Origin of the sequence: Acinetobacter sp. NRRL B-65365, from assembly GCF_001605865.1 — a bacterium.
Lineage (GTDB): Bacteria > Pseudomonadota > Gammaproteobacteria > Pseudomonadales > Moraxellaceae > Acinetobacter > Acinetobacter vivianii.
In genome coordinates this window covers 1-565 of record NZ_LRPD01000063.1, presented here as the reverse complement: position 1 = coordinate 565, position 565 = coordinate 1, and the positions used below count along the sequence as shown (strand labels likewise).

Genomic DNA, 565 nt, shown 5'->3' with positions numbered 1-565 from the left:
CCGATAATGTCAGTGATTGCACCAAGAGGACCACCTTCACCGCCGCCAATACCGCCTGTGATACCACCAAGCAAGCCACCAACATCAGTGAGGTCACCAACTACATGTTGAACCAGACCAGAAGCTGTTGAACCATTGGTAATTAGTGTACCGACAACGCCAGTAAGAGAACCTGCAGCACCGCCAATATCAGCGCCTGCTAAATCAGAAATGGCTTCAAGTGTGCCATTGACTGTATCGCGAGAAGTTTCAAAGGTGAGGGTACCGAGATTGGTCAGATCCGTAACAGGATGAACGCCCGGAAGCACGCTACCAATTGCACCGCCTACAGTGCTAATACCTGTGTTGATAATATCTGTTTTCAGGCTTTCGACACCTTGGAGTACATCAATACCAGTCTGGATTACGCCAGTGACAGGATTGTTACCAAGGTCACCACCAGTGATTCCACCGATGATTCCAGTGATCGCGCCAAGAGGACCACCTTCGCCGCCGCCAATACCACCCGTAATGCCGCCAATGATTCCAGTGATTGCACCAAGAGGGCCACCTTCACCACCGCCAA

The 565-nt window shown here is 51.2% G+C and carries 1 pseudogene; it reads right to left on the bottom strand.

Annotated features, from left to right (window positions below):
• Positions 1–565 (bottom strand): annotated as a pseudogene (locus AWW72_RS19510) (beta strand repeat-containing protein); the annotation flags it as partial.